Annotated in this window: 12 protein-coding genes; 7 read left to right on the forward strand and 5 right to left on the reverse strand. The window is 72.4% G+C overall.

Going from position 1 to position 18,012, the window contains the following annotated elements:
* Positions 1–20: 20 nt before the first annotated feature.
* Positions 21–1,511: a SulP family inorganic anion transporter gene (locus BN6_RS22025; RefSeq protein ID WP_041313608.1), complete on the forward strand. Its 1,491-nt coding sequence runs from the start codon at positions 21–23 to the stop codon at positions 1,509–1,511.
* 75 nt (positions 1,512–1,586) lie between these two features.
* On the opposite strand, the gene BN6_RS22030 is transcribed toward BN6_RS22025, so the two are convergent.
* The gene (locus tag BN6_RS22030) at positions 1,587–2,681 is read right to left on the reverse strand and encodes an acetate/propionate family kinase (RefSeq protein ID WP_015101941.1); all 1,095 of its coding nucleotides are present in this window, start codon (positions 2,679–2,681) and stop codon (positions 1,587–1,589) included.
* A 51-nt stretch (positions 2,682–2,732) separates the two neighbouring features.
* Complete coding sequence (locus BN6_RS22035; RefSeq protein WP_015101942.1) at positions 2,733–3,701, reverse strand: Ppx/GppA phosphatase family protein; 969 nt, start codon at positions 3,699–3,701, stop codon at positions 2,733–2,735.
* A gap of 231 nt (positions 3,702–3,932) precedes the next feature.
* Between BN6_RS22035 and BN6_RS22040 the strand changes: the two genes are divergently transcribed.
* The gene (locus BN6_RS22040) at positions 3,933–4,178 is read left to right on the forward strand and encodes a hypothetical protein (protein ID WP_015101943.1); all 246 of its coding nucleotides are present in this window, start codon (positions 3,933–3,935) and stop codon (positions 4,176–4,178) included.
* Positions 4,179–4,183: 5 nt separating this feature from the next.
* Here BN6_RS22040 and BN6_RS22045 read toward each other — a convergent pair whose 3' ends face one another.
* Positions 4,184–4,942 (reverse strand): GAF and ANTAR domain-containing protein, encoded by a 759-nt coding sequence (locus BN6_RS22045; protein WP_408005249.1) that lies wholly within the window; start codon positions 4,940–4,942, stop codon positions 4,184–4,186.
* A 75-nt stretch (positions 4,943–5,017) separates the two neighbouring features.
* Between BN6_RS22045 and BN6_RS22050 the strand changes: the two genes are divergently transcribed.
* Positions 5,018–6,643, forward strand: coding sequence for a RecQ family ATP-dependent DNA helicase (locus BN6_RS22050; RefSeq protein WP_015101945.1), 1,626 nt, complete (start codon positions 5,018–5,020; stop codon positions 6,641–6,643).
* A gap of 89 nt (positions 6,644–6,732) precedes the next feature.
* Here BN6_RS22050 and BN6_RS22055 read toward each other — a convergent pair whose 3' ends face one another.
* A complete protein-coding gene (locus BN6_RS22055; protein ID WP_015101946.1) occupies positions 6,733–7,209 on the reverse strand; it encodes an MSMEG_6728 family protein in 477 nt (158 codons plus the stop codon).
* A gap of 282 nt (positions 7,210–7,491) precedes the next feature.
* On the opposite strand from BN6_RS22055, the gene BN6_RS22060 reads away from it, so the two are divergent.
* Together BN6_RS22060 and BN6_RS22065 are read left to right on the forward strand one after the other, a co-directional pair.
* On the forward strand, positions 7,492–8,271 hold the full coding sequence (locus BN6_RS22060) for a class I SAM-dependent methyltransferase (protein ID WP_015101947.1): 780 nt from the start codon (positions 7,492–7,494) through the stop codon (positions 8,269–8,271).
* Positions 8,268–8,771 carry a pyridoxamine 5'-phosphate oxidase family protein gene (locus BN6_RS22065; protein WP_015101948.1) on the forward strand — a complete coding sequence of 168 codons (504 nt, stop codon included), beginning with the start codon at positions 8,268–8,270 and terminating at the stop codon, positions 8,769–8,771. The genes BN6_RS22060 and BN6_RS22065 overlap by 4 nt, the downstream gene beginning before the upstream one ends.
* Before the next feature lie 7 nt (positions 8,772–8,778).
* Here the strand turns inward: BN6_RS22065 and BN6_RS22070 are convergent, their stop codons facing one another.
* Positions 8,779–10,134, reverse strand: a complete 1,356-nt coding sequence (locus tag BN6_RS22070; RefSeq protein ID WP_015101949.1) for a hypothetical protein — start codon at positions 10,132–10,134, stop codon at positions 8,779–8,781.
* A gap of 480 nt (positions 10,135–10,614) precedes the next feature.
* Between BN6_RS22070 and BN6_RS22075 the strand changes: the two genes are divergently transcribed.
* Positions 10,615–16,836 carry a non-ribosomal peptide synthetase gene (locus BN6_RS22075; RefSeq protein ID WP_051075678.1) on the forward strand — a complete coding sequence of 2,074 codons (6,222 nt, stop codon included), beginning with the start codon at positions 10,615–10,617 and terminating at the stop codon, positions 16,834–16,836.
* A gap of 19 nt (positions 16,837–16,855) precedes the next feature.
* Complete coding sequence (locus BN6_RS22080; protein WP_015101951.1) at positions 16,856–17,074, forward strand: MbtH family protein; 219 nt, start codon at positions 16,856–16,858, stop codon at positions 17,072–17,074.
* Positions 17,075–18,012 lie beyond the last annotated feature (938 nt).

Consider the following 18,012-nt stretch of genomic DNA (forward strand, 5'->3'; position numbering starts at 1 on the left):
CGCCTTCCCGAAAGCAGCTGATGTCGCTCTCCACCCCCGCGCGCGTCCGTCGGCCCCGCCCCGCCTGGCTGTCGCCCGCCGTGTTCCGCACCGAGGCCCTGTCCGGGCTGGTGGTCGCGCTGGCGCTGATCCCCGAGGCGGTGTCGTTCTCGATCATCGCGGGGGTCGATCCCCGGCTGGGGCTGTTCGCCTCGTTCACCATGGCCGTCACGATCGCGTTCACCGGCGGCCGGCCCGCCATGATCTCGGCGGCCACCGGCGCGGTCGCCCTGGTGGTCGCGCCGCTGGTCCACACCCACGGTGTGCAGTACCTGCTGGCCGCGGTGGTGCTCGGCGGCGTGTTCCAGGTGCTGCTGGCGGTCGCCGGGGTGGCCAGGCTGATGCGGTTCCTGCCGCGCAGCGTGATGGTCGGCTTCGTCAACGCGCTGGCCATCCTGATCTTCCTCGCGCAACTGCCCTACCTGACCGGCGTCCAGTGGCCGGTCTACGCGCTGCTCGCGGTGGGCCTGGTGATCATGGTCGGGCTGCCCCGGCTGACGCAGGTCGTGCCCGCGCCGCTGGTGGCGATCATCGCGCTCACGACGTTCACGCTGGTCGCGGGCGTATCGGTGCCCACGGTCGGCGACGAGGGCGCGCTGCCGGACAGCCTTCCCGTGCCCGGTGTCCCCGACGTGCCGCTCACCCTGGAGACCCTGCGGATCGTGGCGCCCTACGCGCTCGCCGTGGCCCTGGTCGGGCTGCTGGAGTCGCTGATGACCGCGAAGCTGGTCGACGGCATCACCGACACCCGCTCCGACAAGACGCGCGAGTCGTGGGGTCAGGGCGTGGCCAACGTCGTCACCGGCGTGTTCGGCGGCATGGGCGGCTGCGCGATGATCGGCCAGACGATGATCAACGTCCGGTCCGGCGCGCGCACCAGGCTGTCCACGTTCCTGGCCGGCGTGTTCCTGCTGGTGCTGGTCGTGGTGCTGGGCGACGTCGTCGCGCTGATCCCGATGGCGGCGCTGGTCGGGGTGATGGTCATGGTGTCGGTCGGCACGTTCGACTGGCACAGCGTGCGGCCCTCGACGCTGCGCCGGATGCCCAAGAGCGAGACGGCGGTGATGGTCGTGACCGTCGTCGCCACGGTCACCACCCACAACCTGGCGATCGGCGTCGTGGCCGGGGTGCTGACCGCCATGGTGCTGTTCGCCCGCCGCGTCGCGCACCTGGTCACCGTCGAGGGCACGCCGTCCTCGGACGGGACCGCGAAGGTCTACCGCGTCACCGGGCAGTTGTTCTTCGCCTCCAGCAACGACCTGGTCTTCCGGTTCGACTACCCGCACGACCCGGCGACCGTGGTGATCGACCTGAGCGGAGCGCAGATCTGGGACGCGTCCACGGTCGCCGCCCTCGACGCCATCACCGCCAAGTACGCGGCCCGGGGCACCGAGGTCACCATCACCGGCATGGACGCCCACAGCGCCGAACGCCACGCCAGGCTCGCCGGCAACCTCGGCGACACGCACTGACGACCGACTGCTCCGCCGTACCAGCGCGCCCTCGCCGTCCTGGCGGATGCCGCTTCCGGTACCCGTCCGCACCGTTCACAACGCCGTCAGGGTGTCGCGGCAGAGTTGCAGTTCCTCGCGCGGGCGCACCACCAGCACCGGCACGGCGGCACCGGGTGGGCTGACCAGCCCGTCTGCTCCCGGGTCCGGCGTCAAGTCCTGCGGGACGCCCAACAGCGACAGCCCGGCCACGACGTCGGCCCGCACCTCCGGCTGGTCCCAGCCGATCTCGCCGGTGAACACCAGGGCGTCGATCCGGTCGAGCGAGGTGGCCGCCGCGGCGATCTCACGTCGCACGCGGTGGGCGAACACGCGCAGTGCCAGCGCCGCGGCGGGGTCCCGGTCCGCGGCGGCGACCAGGTCGCGGGTGTCGCCCGACCGGCCACCGGACAGCCCGAGCAGACCGGACTCGTGGTTGAGGCCGTGTTCGAGGGTGTCGAGGTCGAGGTGTCCCCCGCGCAGCAGCCACAGCAGCAGGCCGGGGTCGACGCTGCCCGAGCGCTTGGACATCGGCACGCCTTCCAGCGGGGTGAACCCCATGGAGGTGTCGACGCTGCGCCCGTCGCGCACCGCGCACACCGAGCAGCCACCACCCAGGTGGGTCAGCAGCACGCTGAGCCCGCCCGCCGGCCGGTCGAGCAGTTCGGCCGTGCGGTTCAGCGCCCACCGGTAGGACAGGCCGTGGAAGCCGTAGCGGCGCAGGCCGTGCCGCTCACGCCACGCGGCGGGCAACGGGTAGGTGACCGCGACCTCGGGCAGCTCGGCGTGGAACGCGGTGTCCGGGCACAGCACGTGCGGCACGTCGGGCAGGCGCTCGCGCAGCACGTCCAGCAGCCGCAACGCGGGCGGCACGTGCAACGGGGCCAGGTCCTCCGCGCGCCGGGCCGCGTCGAGCGCGTCGTCGTCCACGAGGGTCGGGGCGCGCAGGTCAGGGCCGCCGTGCACGAGCCGGTGGCCGACCGCGACGACGTCCTGTGCGCCGCTCAGCAGGGCGTCCAGCGCGGTGCGGGCCTCGTCGGAGTCGGGCGGCTGCTCGACCTCGGCGGAGTCCAGAACCTCCTCGCGCCCGGTGTCGACCAGGTGCGCCTTGAGGCTGTTCGAGCCCGCGTTGACGGTCAGGACGGAACTCATGCGCGCCACCTCCTGGCTGTGATTCCCTCGCGCGGGTAGAGGCCCTGATGGTTACGCGACCGCGCAGGCGTCGCCCTCCGCGCAGCGCGGCGGTTGTTCGGACAACGTGATGAGCAGGCCCTCTTTCGTGGACCACGGGCAGATGTCCACGACGTCGTGCCCGGTGGCGACCATCAGGGCTCGGGCGACCACGGCGCCCGCCACCGCCTGGCCCGCCCGGTGGCGGGAGATGCCGGGCAGTCGAGCGCGGTCGGCGGCCGGGAGTTCCGCCAGGCGCGGCACCCACCCCGCCAGATCGGCGGCGGCCAGCCGGCGGGGCACGAGCGGGCCGTCGCGCTGGGGTCGGGCACCGGCGAGCCGGGCGAGTTGCTGGAACAGCTTCGAGCAGCCCACCGCGCGACCGGTCCGTGCCCTGTCGACCGCGTCGGGCGGCATGGCCTCGCGGATCCTGCGCGCCAGGGTGTCGCCGAACGCGCGCAGCCCGTCGCGGGCGGGCTTGCCGCCGCGCTCCCACTCACGGGTCAGGGTGCGTGCGCCCAGCGGGAGGGAATGCGCGAACGCCGGTGCCGCCCCGTCGCCCACCGCGATCTCCACCGTGCCGCCGCCCACGTCCAGCACGGTGAGCGGACCGGCCGACCAGCCGAACCAGCGCCTCGCCGCCAGGTAGGACAGCTCGGCCTCCCGGCGGCCCGACATCCTGCGCAACTCCACCCCCGTACGTGCCTCCACCGCCGCCACGACGGCGTCCGCGTTCGTCGCGTCGCGCACCACCGACGTGACGAATGGCAGGAACGTGTCCACACCGCTACGTCTCACCAGCCGCTGCGACTCGCGGACGGCCGAGGCGATCCGGGCCACCCCGTCCCGACTGACCCGTCCGGAGAAGTCCACCGCGCGGTCCAGCCGGAGACGCACCTTGTGCGAGACGAGTGGGTCTAACAGCGCACCATCTCGTACGACGACCAGGTGCGCGCTGAAGCATCCGACGTCGAGAACCGCGACTGTGCCTCCCGATGGCATGAGTCCTCCTCGCATGCTGCGCCGAAGAGAACCAGATACCCACTTTCGCCCGGGTCAAACCGGACAGTTCGGACAGGTTGCCACGACTTTCGGCTCCACTACGCGTCGTAGTGGCTCGGGGGTGCCGTCCGGAGCAGCGGATGGCCACCATTGGCACCACGGCAGACGCGCAGGACAGGGCGTTCGCTCGCCGCATGGCGTTTCCGGTCCGACTGGAGGACGGTTGGACCCATGAGCAGCGGTCCGTCCGAGCAAGCCCGCGAAGCCGAGGCACGGCGCGTGGTCGACCGGATGCTGCGCCGGGCCGCGTTGCACGAGGCAATCGGCATCTTGCAGGTGTGGAACTCCTGCGGACCGCAGCAGGCCCGTGACGACCTGCACCACAGCACCAGCCAGGACACCGAGGCCCACCGCGTGATCGCCGCCGTGGACGCCACAGCCGACGGTCGGGACGACCCCGACCTGAGCTGGGAGTAACCCCGTTACCCGACCCGTTCGACCACCGCGTGCGGGTCCAGCGAACCGTCGGTCAACGCCCGCGCCACCTCCGACACCGGCACACCCGTCCGCACGCTGTAACGCTCCAGAACCGCCCGCGCGTCCTCCGGCCCGCCCGACAAGACAGCCAGCAGCACCCCCACCGCCTGGCTCACCAAGGCCCGGTCGTGCAACGCCGCCACCGTCCGCTCCGCCAACCGCTCCACCCGACGCGGCCCACGCTCCTGGCTCAACCCCAACACCGCCAGATCCGCCAACCCCTGACCCCGCCGCACCACCCGCTCCGGCAACCTCGTCGGCACCGTGTAGAGCAGATTCACCCCACCCACCGCCCGACCCAACAACCGCATCGGAAACGCGTAGACCGCCCGGTAACCCTCCCGCAGAGCAGCCTCCGCGAACTCCGGCCACCGCCCCCGAACCCCCTCGAAGTCGTCCACCGCCACGACCGCGTCGTCCCTGATGCTGTCCACACACGGACCCTCGCGAAGCTGGGCCTGCAACAACTCCACGAACCGGGCCCGCTCGTCCGACGCCGCCGCCACCTCCACACCACCACGCGGATCCACCACCAACACCCCCACCGCGTCCGCCCCCAACACGGCCGCACACGCCCCCACCACCGCACGCAACACCGTCAACCCGTCATGACGAGCCGTCAACAAAGCCGTGATCCCCACGACATGGTCATCGAAATCCCGCGACGGCACACTCACCCGGCCAGCATAAGGCCGACCGATCACCCGGACCGCACAGCGCCGCCGGTTTCCGATGTGGTGGACGGGTTTCCGGTTGATCGGTGGTGGTACGTCTTGGCGGTGACGACCTCCGGCGAGGACCTCAGACGACTGGCAGCCGACACGTTCGGGTGGTCGCGGTTGCGCGCCGAGCAGATCGAGGCGATGGAGCACGTGGTCGCCGGACGGGACGTGCTGGTCGTGCTGCCGACCGGGGCCGGCAAGTCGGCGATCTACCAGGTGCCGGCCCTGGTCCTCGACGGCCCCACGGTGGTGGTGTCGCCGCTGATCGCCCTCCAGCACGACCAGGTGGAGAGCATCGGGGACAGTCGTGCGCCCGAGGCGGTGGCGGTGAACTCGGCCCAACCCGACGGCGAGCGGCAGGCGGCGTGGCAGGCGCTGCGCCGGGGTGCGGCGCAGTACGTGTTCCTGTCGCCGGAGCAGTTGGCCGACGAGGGGCGGGTGGCGCGGCTGGCCGGGCTCGGGGTGTCGTTGCTCGTGGTCGACGAGGCGCACTGCGTCTCGTCGTGGGGTCACGACTTCCGGCCGGACTACCTGCGCCTGGGTTCGGTGGTCGAGCGACTGGGCCGGCCGACGGTGCTGGCGCTGACGGCGACCGCCGCGCCACCGGTGCGCCGCGACATCGTGGCGCGGCTGGGTCTGCGGGAGCACCGGGAGGTCGTCGCGAGCTTCGACCGGCCCGAACTGCACCTGGCCGTGGAGCGGTTCTCCGACGACGCGGCCAAACGCGCGGCCGTCGTGGGCCGGGTGCGGGAGCGGGACGGCTGCGGGCTGGTCTACGTGGCCAGCCGGAAGGACACCGAGTACTACGCCGCCGAACTCGGCGCGGCCGGGGTCCGGGTGGCGGGCTACCACGCGGGGATGAAGGCGGCGGACCGGGAGCGGGCGCACCAGGCGTTCCTGGACGGCGACGTGGACGTGGTGGTGGCCACCTCCGCGTTCGGGATGGGCATCGACAAACCCGATGTCCGGTTCGTGCTGCACGCGTCGGTGCCCGATTCCCTGGACTCCTACTACCAGCAGATCGGGCGCGCGGGACGGGACGGCGACCCGGCCGCGGCGGTGCTGTTCTACCGGCCGGAAGACCTGCACCTGCAACGGTTCCTCACGTCCGGGAAGGCACCGGAGGACACCCTGGGCGCGGTCGTCGGCTCGCTGCACGAGCACGACGGCCCCGTTCCGCGGGCCACGTTGGCGCGGGAGGTCGACGCCCCGCCGGCCCGCCGGACCCGGGCGGTCAACCTGCTGGAGGAGGTCGGGGCCGTGGTCGAGGACGAGCGGGGCCGCCTCGCCGTGAACCGGGACGTCACCGCCGCCGAAGCCGTCGAACAGGCCGTCGAGGCCGAACAGGCGCACCGGCGGCTGGTGCGCTCCCGCGTCGCGATGCTGCGCGCCTACGCCGAGACCACCGGGTGCCGTCGCCAGCACCTGCTGGGCTACTTCGGCGAGCAGCTGTCGGAGCCGTGCGGCAACTGCGACACCTGCGACTCCGGCACCGCGGCCCGGCGGGTCCCGGGAACCTCCGCGTTCGCGCTCGACAGCCGCGTGGGACACCCGCTGTGGGGAACCGGGGTGGTGATGTCGATCGAGGAAGACCGCATGACCGTCCTGTTCGACGCGGTGGGCTACAAGACCCTCTCGCTGCGGGCGGTGCAGGAGAACAACCTGCTCAGCAAAGGCGCGTGACCCTGTCCACAGTCGCCGCACAGGTCCGACCGGGAGGGGGTCCCGGTCTTGCGCCGGCGTGACCGCGACGCAGTGCCTGTGCTCGGAGGTCACGCGACGCGGCGGGCGCGGTCGGAGGCGGGCCACACGTAGGGCAGGTCGGGCGGCACGTCGGGGAACAGCGGCCCGTAGTGGGCCGGATCCTTGCGCACCAGGGCCGATCGGTGGCTGCGGTGCACGCCGTCGTCTCCCAGCCACGGCGGCAGGTCACCCGCCGCCGCCAACTCCGCCTGACCGCGCACCTCCACCGCGCCGAGGGCGGCGGTGAGATCGGTGCGCAAGGTCGCGGCGCACGTGTCGGCGTGCCCGAGGACGCACCACGCGGCACAGATCTCCAGGCCGTACCGGACCAGCGCCTCCTCGTACCCGGCCCACATCCCGACCGCGGGGTGGTGCCGCCAGCCGTAGCCGGGCACGACCAAGCCGCGCAGCACCTGGATGGCCTCGACCCGCTGCTTGCCCAGCCGCCTCTTGTCCAGCGCCCTCGCGGTCGCGGCGAAGTCCGGGTGGGGCAGGAAGGTCTGCACGGCTACCGGGCCCTCGTCAGACACGTCGTGGACCACGAGGCGCGCGCAGCGGACCAGGAACCGCGGCCCTTGCTCGACGGTGCTGTGCTCATGACCACCGGGGTACCCGTTCCGAGCCGGTCAACCGGATCGGTCCACCCGCAGCCGTCACCCGATCGTGGCTCTTTCCCCGCGGCCGTGCAACACGTTCAACTTATCGGCGACGCGGCGGCGTTGCCTTGGTCGCGACAGGCGGTTTCGCTGGTTGCGACAGGTTCCCGACTTCCCGGAGCGCTGGCACCGATGACCCAGTTCGACGAGCTCGGACGCATGTACGACGACTCGGCCGAGTTGCCGTGGCGCAAGCACATGGAGATGTTCACGGTCCTGAAGCTGATGGGCGACCTCACGGACGCCGCCGTGCTCGACATCGGCTGTGGTTCGGGCGCTTACGCCCGCGCCATCCGGGCCCGAGGCGCGAAGCGGGTCCTGGCCTTGGACGAGTCCGAGGGGATGATCGCCCACGCCCTGGCCCGGGAGCGGGACGAGCGGCTGGGGATCGAGTACCTCTGCGGACCGCTGCCCGAAGCGGAGCGGGGCCGGTTCGACATCGTGCTCGCCGTGTACGTACTTCCGTACGCGACGACCGTGGAGCAGCTCTCGGCCATGTGCCAGTCGGCTTTCACGGCGCTGCGGCCGGGCGGGCGGTTCATCACCCTCGTGCTCCACCCGCACTCGACGGACGAGCCGGACTACTACCGGCGCTACGGGTTCCGGCTGTTCTCCGACCACCCCGAGGTCGACGGTGCCCCGGTCACGCTCGAACTCCAGCTCGGCGACCACCGCGTCACGGTCAGCGCTCGGTACTGGACCCCACACACGGTGGAGGAAGCGATGCGCACCGCGGGCTTCCGCACCGCGGTGTGGCACCGGCACGACGTCGATCCCGATGCGGTGGCCGAGCACGGGGAGGAGTACTGGCGGCCCTACCTGGACCGGCCGCACGCGGCGATCATCGAGTGCGGGAAGGCCGGCGACGCGAAAGCCGCCACCGCGCCGGGCGGACCGGAGGTGACAGGGTGACCGGCCACGACGACGCAGCCGCCCGCAGCACGGCGTTGCTCGACGGTGCCCGCTACCTGACCCTCGCGACCACCGGGGACGACGGGCCCTGGGCGTCCACGGTCAACTTCGTCGCACTGCGCGGGCCGCTGCGCCTGGTCTGGTACTCGTCGCGGTCCGCGCGGCACTCCAGGAACATCGCGGCGCACCCCGTCGTGGCCGCCTCGATGTTCATGACCGGCCTGCCCGGCTTCGGCCTCGACGGCGCGCAGCTCGTGGGCCGGTGCACCGCGCTGGAGGACGTGACCGAGCGGTTCCGCCGGCGCTTCTACGAGCTGGACTTCCCGGACGAGGAGGTCCGGGACTCGGTGGCGCTGCCCCTGGCGGAGTTCACCGGGGACGGCCACCGCCGCTTCTACGTGCTGGAGGTCCGGCAGTGGTGGTTGCTGGACGTCGCCAGGTGGCTCGCGGACAAGGAGGACACCCGGTTCGAGCTGCCGAACGCGCCGGACCTGCGATGACGAGCCGTCAGGTGGAGAGCCGGTCGATGCGGTCGATGGTGTCGGCGACGACGGCGGTCTCCCGGTGCGGAGACAGCTTGCGGTGCAGCGAAAGGAGGATCGCCCTGATCCGGGCGGACTCCATGTGCGGGTAGTCGTCCAGGAAACTGCCCCAGGTGGCGCACGCCTGCTCGAACCGGCCGCCGCGGAGTTGGATCTTGGCGAGCAGGTCGGTGGTCAGCATCCGCCATCGCCGATCGACCGCGGCGCGGTGGCGGAGGGACCGGCGCAGTGCGGCCTCGGCACCGGTCCAGTCCCGGGCGCAGGCCCGGACCAGCCCGATCCGGTGCGCCAGGTCCGCCCGGCCCTCGAACACCTCGGTCGAGTCGCCCGCCGGGTTCTCCCCCAGGCGGCGCTCGGCCCGTGCCAGGCAGTCGAGGGCGGCCCGGCGGTCGGACAGCGCGGCGTGGGCGACGGCGGCCCGGCCGAGGAGTCCGGCGTGGACGGTCGCCGGCAGCAGGGTGTCCGACACCTGGTCCAGGAAGGACTCCGTCAGCGCGACGGCGTGCCGGTGGTGGCCCAGGAACCACGCCTGGGTGCTCATCCGCTGCACCACGGCGAGGTAGCCGACCAGATCGCCCGCTTCGACGGACAGGGCCAGTGCGCTGCGGTAGTAGCGCTGCGCCAAGTGGTGGTGCAGGTCGTCGACGCACATGGCTCCGATCAGGCAGGTCAACTCGGCCACGGCGCCGAGCAGCGCACCCCGGAACCGGTCGCCCGCACCCGCCTCCAGCCAGGACGTCACGTCCGTCGCCAGGTAGGCGGCCGACGTGAGCCGGCCCCGGCCGAACTTCCGGTGCGCGAGTTCGAGCGTGGCGGTGGTGGCGCGGAGGGCTGCCACGGCGTCGGGGCCGGCCATGGCGATTTCGTTGCGCGGTGCCCACACCGCGCTGCTCCCGCCCGGCTGCCCGGCAGGCCACCCGGGCGCGGACGCCCAGTCCACCCGGTACGGTACCTCCCGCAGCGTCGCCCGGTCGCCGGCGTCCAGGTGCGCCGTCGCGAGCAGGAAGAGCGCCTGGGTGCCGGCCGGGTCCTCGGCCGACGCGCGGCGAGCGGGCGCGGTGCCGCCGGCCAGGCCGACGGCCGAGATCGTGACCGGTCGGCCGAGCCTGCGGGACAGCGCTTCCGCGATGAAGTCCGGCACCGGTGGGCGTGGTCTGCTCCCGGAGAGCCAGTGCGACACCGTGGTTCGGTCGTAGGTGAGGTCGACGCACGACTCACCGGCCACCCGGTTCACCGCCTGCGCCAGGTTGTGGTTGGTGAGCCCCGCTTCGCGCATCAGCGAGCGGAGCGACTCGTTGGGGTGATTCCGACGCGTGGACACGACTCACCTCGCCGCCAAGCCCTGGCGCGACGGCACCTCGCCCGTCGGCGTCGCGCGCGCCGCGGTTGTCGTCCCCGGCAGCCCGTCGGGATGCCCGGGACCGGATCTCCGGTGCGGGCCAGCATACGGCCATCCCGGTGCGACCCACGGGTGAACTCGCCCCTCCTCCTTGGCCCACAAGGGCTTTCTCTTCTGGTCTGGCCCCGGTCCGCCGCCGGCTGTCCCACGAACAGCCGCCCCCCGAAGGGGGACCGCGGGTCGCCTGGGGCCACCCGCGGTCGCCGCCGACGGTGATCGGTCCCCGCACGACGACGGCGAACGCACAAGGTTGTTCAACCGGTTCATCAGGTCCCGGTCTCCCGGTCGTTGCCGCGTCCGCCGAGCGGGCGGTCCACTGGAGCAACGGTGGTCGGAGGACCGTGTCCGCGGAGGTGGGTTGTGACCGAAGTGCTGCGCGCTCCAGATCCCGTAGGTCTCCCGGTGGGACGGGAGTCACTGGTCGCACTGTTCGACAGACAGGCGCGCGACACCCCGCACGCCGTCGCGGTGGTCGGCCCGGAAGGCGTCACCACCTACCGGGAACTCGACTCGAAGGCCACTCGCCTGGCCCGGCTGCTCGTGGCGCGCGGTGTCGGCCGCGGCGACACCGTGGCGCTGGGACTCCCGAGGTCGGTCGAGTACGTCGTCTCGGTGCTGGCCGTGGTGAAGGCGGGTGCCGCCTACCTGCCGCTGGACCAGGAGTACCCGGCCCGGCGGATCGCCCTGATGATCGAGGACGGCCGACCCTCGGCCGCCGTGAGCACGAGCGGCGTCGCCGACCACCTGCGGGCGAGCATCGAGCGCGCGGGCGTGCCCACGGTCGTGCTGGACGACGCCCACGACGTCCGAGCCCTGGCCGGGACGTCGGAAGAGCAGTTCACCGACGACCGGACCGGGGAGCCGGTCACCGCCGCCGACCCGGCGTACGTGATGTACACGTCGGGGTCTTCGGGACGGCCGAAAGGGGTCGTGGCCACGCACGCGAACGTCATCGCCCTGGCCGCCGACCGGCTCTTCGCCCGTTCCGCCCACCGCAGCGTGCTCGCCCACTCACCGCAGTGCTTCGACGCCTCGACCTACGAGCTGTGGGTGCCGCTGCTCCGGGGCGGCCGCATCGTGCTCGCGCCGGGCCCGCTGGACGCCGACACCCTGGAAAGCCTGACCGCGGCGCACGGCGTGTCGGCGGTCTTCGTCACCCCGGCGTTGTTCAACGCCATAGTCGAGCACCGGCCAAGTGCCTTCGCGGGGTTGCGCGACGTGCTGGTCGGTGGTGATGCGTGCGACCCGACCACCATCCGCCGGTTCCTGGACACCTGCCCTGGTATCGCGCTGCACAACGGGTACGGACCGACCGAGACGACGACCTTCGCGACCCGGCATCGCGTGTCGCGGGCCGACGTGGCGGACGGCAGTGTGCCCATCGGCCGACCTCTGGACGGCGCACGGGTGTTGGTCCTCGACGACCGGCTGCGGCCGGTGGCAGCCGGCGGGACCGGTGAGCTGTACGTGACGGGCCTGGGCGTGGCCAGGGGCTACCTGCGGCGACCGGAGTTGACCGCCGCCCGGTTCGTCGCCTGCCCCGACGGGGAGCCGGGAGCGCGCATGTACCGCACCGGCGACCTGGTGCGGGTGCGCGACGACGGGGTCCTGGAATTCCTCGGTCGCGCCGACGACCAGATCAAGGTGCGCGGGCACCGCATCGAGCCCGCCGAGGTGGAGGCGGCGCTGACAGCGTCGGACGGTGTCACGCGCGCCGTCGTCGTGGCGCACGAGTCACGACCGGGGCACAAGCGGCTGGTGGGGTACGTCGTCGCGAACGAGGACGTCGACCTCGCGGGCCTGCGTTCCCGGTTGCGTGGCACCCTGCCCGACCACCTGGTGCCCGACGAGCTGGTCGCCGTCGCGGAACTCCCGATGACCGTGCACGGCAAGGTGGACCGCCGGGCGCTGTCGCTGCTGTCCCCACCCAGGCCGGGCCGGGCGGCGGAGACCGCGGCCCGCAACCGGACCGAGCGCAGGCTCGCCGAGATCTGGGAGTCGCTGGGGCTCCCGCCGATCGGCCTGGCCGAGGACTTCCTGGACGTCGGCGCCCACTCGCTCGACCTCGCGCGCTTCGTCTACGCCGTGCGCCGGGTCACGCGCGACGCGCTGCCGTTGAGCATCGTCTACGAGGCTTCCAGCCTGGCCGCGCTGGCCGGGGAGTTGCGCGGCCGCTCCTCGTCCGCCGAGGACACCGAGGACGGTGACGAGTGGCTGCCGCCGCTGCGCCGCGCGGACCGCCCCGATCGGATGCCGTTGTCCGCCGGTCAGTTCCGGTTCTGGCACCTCGACCAGCTCGGTGGCACCACCGCCTACCACGTGCCGCTGACGGTGCAGCTGAGCGGACCGGTGGACGCCGACGCCCTCCGGCGGGCGCTGGCCGACGTGGCCGCACGGCACGAGCCCCTGCGGACGGTCTTCGCCGTGCACGACGCGGAACCCGTCGCCGAGATCCTGCCCGCCGAGTCGGCACACCCCGACCTGGCCGTGCGGGACGTCGAACCCGGCGAGCTGGCCGAGGTGATCAGACTTTCGGTGGCGCGGCCCTTCGACCTCACCCGCGACCTGGTGATCCGGGCCGACCTCCTGCGCACCGGGCCGGCGGACTCGGTCCTGCTGCTCGTGGTCCACCACATCGCCTGCGACGGCTGGTCGATCACGCCGCTGTGCCGCGACCTCGAAACCGCCTACCGCGCCCGGTCCGGGGGCGGTGCTCCGCGCTTCCGGGACCTGCCGATCCAGTACGGCGACTACGCGCTGTGGCAGCGGGAGCTGTTCGGGGACGGAACGAACCCGACCGGCGTGGCCGCCAGGCAACTCGACTTCTGGCAGCGGACGTTGGAGGGGCTGCCCGCGGAACTCGCCGACCACGCGGACCGCCCCAGGTCCGCCGACGCCGACGTGGCGACGCTGACCACGAGGTGGCCCAGGCGGCTGCACGAGTCGCTGCACGCCTTGGCGCGCAACAGCGGCAGCACGCTGTTCATGGTGCTGCAGGCCGGCTTCGCCGCCGTGCTGACGCGGCGCGGCGCGGGCACCGACCTCCCCCTGGGCACGGTGGTGGCGGGGCGCGACGACCCGACGACCGAAGACCTGGTCGGGTTCTTCGTCAACTCGCTCGTGCTGCGCGTCGACACGTCGGGTGACCCGGCGTTCGGGGAACTCGTCGAGCGGGTGCGCGGTACGACGCTGGCCGCGTTCGACCACCGTGACGTGCCTTTCGACCAGGTGGTCGAACACCTGCGCCCGGAACGCGTGCCAGGGCGGAACCCGCTGTTCCAATCCGTGCTGGTCCTGCAGAACACGCCGTGGCCCGAACTCGACCTCACCGGCACCCCGGCGGCGGTGGACATGGTCGCCGGCCAGGGCACCAAGTTCGACCTGTACCTGGAGTTCTGGGAGCGCCACGAGGACTCCGGCGCGCGGGACGGCTTGACGTGCCACGTGGAGTACGACACAAGCATGTTCGACCGGGCGACGGTCGTCGGGCTGCTCGACGAGCTGCGGGTTCTGCTGACCGCCGTCGCCGCCGACCCGTCGCCGCCGCTGAGCGCGTTGCCGTCCGCCGCGGCGGCCACCCCGGAACTCCGCCACCGCACGCCGGCGCAGGTGTTCGAGCAACAGGCGGCGCGGCAGCCGCGTGCGGTGGCCCTGAACACGCCGGACGGGATGTGGACCTACCGGGAGCTCAACGAGAGGTCCAACGGGCTCGCCCGGCTCCTGGTGGCCCGCGGCGCGCGGCCGGATCGCCTGGTCGCCGTCGCGCTGCCCCGGTCGGCCGACCAGGTGGTGGCGACCCTCGCCGCGGTCAAGGCGGGCGCGGGGTACCTGCCGCTCGACCTGGACCGCCCCTCCGAGCACACCTCGCGGATCCTCGCCGACACCGCACCGGCGACGGTGCTGTGCGCGGCCGCGCAGCTCGACGGGCTGCCCTCGCACCTGCGGGCGAACGCACTGGTGATCGACTCCCCGGAGGTCGAACGGGAGTGGGCCGGGCAGCCGGTCGGAGACCTGACCGACGCGGACCGCCTGGCCCCCTGCTCGCCGACCGACGTCGCGTACGTGATGTACACGTCGGGCTCGACGGGCAGGCCCAAAGGTGTCGTGATCACCCAGGCGGGCGTGACCGCGTTCGCGCTGGACAGCCGGTTCGGCAGCGGGCCCACCCGGATGCTGCTGCACTCGCCCCACGGCTTCGACGCCTCGACCTACGAGCTGTGGGTGCCGTTGCTGCACGGCCGCCAGGTGGTGATCGCCCCGCCGGGTCCGCTCGACCTCGCGACCCTGGTCCGGTGCATCGTGGACAACCGGGTGACGGTGCTGTTCCTGACCGCGGCGCTGTTCCACGTCATCGCCCACGAGGAGCCGCAGGCCCTGGCGGGGGTGAAGGAGGTCTGGACGGGCGGTGAGGCCGTGCCCGCGTCGGCGGTGCGGCAGGTGCTCGACGCCTGCCCCGGCACCGCGGTGGTCGACGGCTACGGGCCCACCGAGGCGACCGTCTTCATCACCTGCCACCGGATGGACGCGGTGGAGGAGGTGAGCGATCCCGTCGCGATCGGCCGCCCGCTGGACGCCATGAACGCCCAGGTGCTGGACGGGCACCTCGACCCCGTGCCCGTCGATGGGACGGGCGAGCTCTACGTCACCGGAGTCGGGGTGGCGCGGGGCTACGTCGACCAGCCCGCCGTGACCGCCGCCCACTTCGTCGCCTGCCCGTTCGGGCCGCCGGGCGAGCGCATGTACCGGACCGGCGACCTGGTGCGGGTGCGTCCCGACGGCGTCCTCGTGGTGCTCGGTCGGGTCGACCGCCAGCTCAAGGTGCGCGGCCACCGGATCGAACCCGAGGAGGTCGAGGCCGCGATGCGCCGGCACCCCCTGGTGTCCCGGTGCGCCGTCGTCGCCCACGGGGAATCGGCCGCCGGTCGGCTCCTGGTCGGGTACTACTCGCCGACCGCGGACCTGGACCCCTCGGACCTGCGCGCCCACCTCGTCGCGCTGCTGGCCCGGCACCTGGTGCCGGACGTCCTGCTCCCGATCGAGGACATGCCGCTGGGCCCCAACCAGAAGCTCGACCGGGCCGCCCTCGCCGCCCGGCCACTGCCCCGCCGCGGTGCGGCCGCACCCGCCGCGGCCGACGACGTCGCCGGCCGGGTCGGCGAGCTGTGGGCGGACGTCCTGGGCGACGGCCACGCCGACGGGGACTTCTTCGCCTCGGGCGGGAGTTCGCTGTCGGCCACCCGCCTGGTCGCCCAGCTCACCCGTGCCTTCCGACTGCGCGCCGAGGACGGCAAGGTCCTGCTGCGCACGCTCCTGGAGTCGCCCACCGCCGACGCGCTGGTCGAGGTGCTGCGCCCCCTCACCTCCGCGCCGGCGGACCCCGAGGTGGCCGGCCGGCAACGGGAGGTGCCGGACTTCGACGCCGAGACCCGCCTGCGGCCGGACCTGCGACCGCCCACGCCCGCCGTCCCGCCGGCGCGGCCCCGCCACACCCTGCTGACCGGGGCGACCGGGTTCATCGGCTCGCACCTGCTGCGCGAACTGCTCGACCGCACCGACACCACCGTGCACTGCTTGGTGCGGGCCGAGGACGACACCCGGGCCCGGCAACGCGTGATCGGCTCCTTGCGCGCCTACGGCCTCGACGCGGACGGGTTCGACTCGTCCAGGATCGTCGCCGTTTGCGGCAACCTGGCGGTCGACCACTTCGACCTGGACCGCGACCAGTACGCGCGCCTCGTCCGGGACATCGACGCGATCTACCACAACGGGGCGTGGGTGAACTTCCTCTACCCCTACTCGGCGCTGCGCGAGATCAACGTCGAGGGCACCCGGCGGATCATCGAGTTGGCGGCGGCCGGCCGATCCACCCCGGTGCACTACATCTCCACCCAGGCGGTCTTCTCGGCGGCGGGCCAGGCCGGCGTCCGCGCGGTGGACGAGACGACCGCACCGTCCCACCCGGCGCAGCTCTACCAGGGCTACACCGAGACGAAGTGGGCGGCGGAGGAACTCGTCCGCCGGGCCGGGGCCCTCGGCCTGCCCTACACGATCCACCGCCCGCACGACGTGACCGCGCACAGCGTCAGCGGCAGGTGGAAGACCGAGGGCTTCCTGTGCTCCCTGATCAAGGCGTTCGTCGAGCTCGGCGCGGCTCCCGGGCTGCGGTTGCCGATGGACTTCACGCCGGTCGACGTGGTCGCCCGCTCGATCGTGGAACTGACCGACCGGCTCCCGGCCGACGGTTCCGCGTACCACCTCAGCAACCCGCGTTACGCGCTGCTGGACCAGTTGGTGCACCAGCTCAACGTGGCGGGGCACCGCGTCGAGACGGTGGCGCCGCAGGAGTGGGTCCGCCGGCTGGTCGAGCACGGCGAACGCCGGCCGCAGGCGGCGATCTCACCGTTCATCCCCCTGTTCGTCGAGCGGTGGGGGCCCGACCGGGTCGCGGTCATCGACCTCTACGTCGAGGGCCGGATGCCGCTGCTGGGCAGCGAGCGGACCTGGGCCGCGGTGGACCGCCTCACCGGCGAGTCCTGCCCGCCGACCGAGGACCTGCTCCCCGGCTGCGTCGAGGTGCTCACCGACACCGGCTTCCTCCCCGCCCCGTCCCCGCCGTCCCGCTGAACCGCCACGGAGGTCCGCTGTGGAACCGAACCCGTTCGAGGACCGGGACGCGACGTTCTCCGTCCTGGTCAACCACGAGGGCGCGCACTCGCTGTGGCCGTCGTTCGCCGAGATCCCCGAGGGGTGGACCGTCACCTTGGCCGACCGGCCACGCGACCAGTGCGACGCGTACGTCATCGAGCACTGGACGGACAGCGGCCTGCACAGCACGCCGACCGCCGACCAGGAGATCACCTGAGCCGGTGGTCACGACGGGCACCCTCACGCCACGTCCGATCGACGGCGATACAGCTCCGACCGACGAGCCGCTTCATGCTCTCGTGCAAGCACTCCGAAGAACTCATTCCCGCCTATTCAGCACCAGCCGACGCCAACCGCCTCCGGAGCCGACGGCCACCGACTTCGGCGGAACTGCTGCGGCGCGCCGCACGTGCCCTCGACCTGGTCGACACTGCCGACCCGCTCCATCACGCCACCTCGGCCTCCACATGCTCGCCCGTTCCCATGCCGATCATCAAATATGCTCGGTGCTGAGAATCCATTCCTTGCGCCTGCCGTTGGGAGAGCGGGTCAGGACGTCGTTCGGATATCCGTCGAGTGAACTTTCAGGCGCCGAGAACTGACCGAGAGTGGCCACTGGCGGCAACCGGGGTCCACCGGTCGTGTGGTTTGCGTAGGCGACTCAAGGGTGATCTCTTTCGACCTCGATGCGCAGTCGCGTGAACGGGCGCCCAGTCGAGACGGCAAAGGTCGTCGGGCACGGTGACTAGCTGCATTCGGTGCCCGGTGAGATTGGTTCGTCTTGCCCCTCCTGGGCGAATGGGGATTTCCGGGACGTCGGGCGACGCCTCTCCCACCCACCGGTCGCCTCGACCCAGTCGGCAACGACAGCCGTGGGTAGCAGAAAGATGATCCTGCATACATCGGTCCAGGCCGAGGTGAAAGGCTCGGCGACCGTGAAGGATCCGAACAGGCGAAGGGTCACCCGTGCCAGTGAACGAGACGCGAACTCCTCTCTCAATCGGATCGAAGACAGATCGCGATCCGTCGCAGCCGATGATCGACCAAGAAGTGCCACGAACGGCGGACCGTTCCCCGTCGGCATGAAAAGCCCTGATGATCAGGCGAGCCGTGCAGCTCTGATGTTGGCTGATGGGCGGCACCCGGAGTGGTGTC

The sequence above is a fragment of the Saccharothrix espanaensis DSM 44229 genome (genome assembly GCF_000328705.1).
Taxonomy (GTDB): domain Bacteria; phylum Actinomycetota; class Actinomycetes; order Mycobacteriales; family Pseudonocardiaceae; genus Actinosynnema; species Actinosynnema espanaense.

Bases quoted from the DNA above. Each gene is read 5' to 3' on its own strand.
- BN6_RS22025 (WP_041313608.1), top strand. From the start codon at position 21: ATGTCGCTCTCCACCCCCGCGCGCGTCCGTCGGCCCCGCCCCGCCTGG.
- BN6_RS22030 (WP_015101941.1), bottom strand. From the start codon at position 2,681: ATGAGTTCCGTCCTGACCGTCAACGCGGGCTCGAACAGCCTCAAGGCG.
- BN6_RS22035 (WP_015101942.1), bottom strand. From the start codon at position 3,701: ATGCCATCGGGAGGCACAGTCGCGGTTCTCGACGTCGGATGCTTCAGC.
- BN6_RS22040 (WP_015101943.1), top strand. From the start codon at position 3,933: ATGAGCAGCGGTCCGTCCGAGCAAGCCCGCGAAGCCGAGGCACGGCGC.
- BN6_RS22060 (WP_015101947.1), top strand. From the start codon at position 7,492: ATGACCCAGTTCGACGAGCTCGGACGCATGTACGACGACTCGGCCGAG.